Consider the following 1,849-nt stretch of genomic DNA (forward strand, 5'->3'; position numbering starts at 1 on the left):
TTGGTGTTCTTTGTGTTCGTCTGCGACCCCCCCGGGGCCGTCCCCCGGGCGCGGCCCCCGGGCGCCCCCCCCCGCGCCGCGCGCCCGCGGGCCGGGGGGGGGGGCGCGTTCGCTCGTCGTCATCTCGTCGTGGCCTCCTGCTTCGGTGGGTGTGCGGCACGAGCATCCGGCGCGGTGCGACGCCTGCCTATGAACCTGTTCCGCTGAGCGGACCGTGGACGGCGGGGACCGGTCAGCGAACCATTCACCTTGTTCGCTCAGGGGCGGGCGGACAGCATCCGTTCATGAACCGCATGACGATTCCCGGCCTGGTGGACGCGGCGGCCGCACATCACGGCGAACGGGCTTTCCTCACCGTCGACGGAACCCGGCGCACCTATGCGCAGACGCGTACGGACGCCGCCACGATGGCCAGCGCGCTGGCGGCACGCGGCTGCGGCCCGGGGGACCGGGTCGCCGCGCTCCTTTCCAACCGCGTCGAACTGATCGATCTGGTGCTGGGCTGTGCCTGGCTCGGCGCGGTCGTGGTCCCGCTCAACACGGCACTGCACGGACGGCTCCTCCGGCACGCGCTGGACGTGTCGGAACCCCGGTTCCTGTACGCGGAAGAGAAGCTGGTCGCGCGGGTGGCAGAGGTGGGATACGAGGGGCAGGTGTGGGCGACCGGCTCGCCGCAGGCACCGGCCCCCGGCATCGAGAAGGCGCTCGACCCGTACCCGTCCCGACCCGGTGACACGGCCGCCATCCTGTTCACCTCCGGCACCACCGGTCCCTCCCGCGGTGTGCGCTGCCCGCACGCCCAGTTCGCCTGGTGGGGTCGGAACGTGGCCGACTCGCTGCGGCTGACCGCCGACGACACCCTCTACACGTGCCTGCCCCTCTTCCACACCAACGCGCTCAACACGCTGGCGCAGGCGATGACGGTGGGGGCCTCCATGGTGGTGGACCGCAGGTTCTCCGCCTCGCGGCACTGGCAGCGGGCCGCCGAGACCGGAGCCACGTGCGTGTACGTACTCGGCGCCATGGTGCCGATGCTGCTCGCCCAGCCGCCGCGCCCGGGTGACCGTGCGCACCGGGCCTGGCGCGGGCTCGGCCCGGGAACCCCCGGCCCCCTGTGGAAGGTGTTCCGCGAGCGGTTCGGTGTGGCGCTCGTTGACGGGTTCGGCTCCACGGAGACCAACGCGATCATCGGCTCCGTGCCGGAGGACTGCCGCCCCGGCCACATGGGCACGGTACGGGACGGCTTCGAGGCACGGGTCGTCGCCACGGATCTCTCCGACGTGCCGGACGGAACTCCCGGGGAACTCGTGGTCCGCACCGACCAGGAACACGCCTTCTCCAGCGGCTATGTGGGCGAGCGGACGCTGGACCCCGGCTCCTGGCGGCGCACGGGCGACCGTGTGGTGCGCGAACCCGACGGCTGGTTCCGCTTCGTCGACCGCGTCAAGGACTGCATCCGGCGACGCGGCGAGAACATCTCCTCGTACGAGGTCGAGACGGCCCTGCGCACTCACCCCGACATCGCGGAGGCCGCGGCCTTCCCGGTCGCCTCCGAGCTCGCCGAGGACGAGGTGATGGTGGCGGTGGTACCGCGCGCCCATTGCGTGCTCGACGCGGCGGCGGTCGCGCGGCACTGTGCGGCGGAGCTGCCGGCGTTCGCCGTGCCGCGGTACGTGGACGTGGTCGCGGAACTGCCGCTCACCGAGACCGGGAAGGTCCGCAAGTCCGTGTTGCGGGAGCGCGGCGTCACCGCGGTGACGTGGGACCGGTTCGGATAGGGATGGCCAACGGCGCGACGGCCCCCCCGGGCGCCCCGGGGGGGGGGGGCCGGGGCGGCCCCGGGGACGCG

At 73.3% G+C, this 1,849-nt stretch carries 1 protein-coding gene; it reads left to right on the plus strand.

Features of this window, described 5'->3' with window-relative positions; translation table 11 throughout:
* Positions 1-284 precede the first annotated feature (284 nt).
* Entirely contained in the window at positions 285-1,778 is a 1,494-nt protein-coding gene (locus ABZ564_RS32715; protein ID WP_360863139.1) for an AMP-binding protein, read from the plus strand.
* The last annotated feature ends 71 nt before the right edge of the window (positions 1,779-1,849 follow it).

The sequence above is a fragment of the Streptomyces sp. NPDC019224 genome (assembly GCF_040632605.1).
Classification (GTDB): domain Bacteria; phylum Actinomycetota; class Actinomycetes; order Streptomycetales; family Streptomycetaceae; genus Streptomyces.

Bases quoted from the DNA above. Each gene is read 5' to 3' on its own strand.
- ABZ564_RS32715 (WP_360863139.1), top strand. From the start codon at position 285: ATGAACCGCATGACGATTCCCGGCCTGGTGGACGCGGCGGCCGCACAT.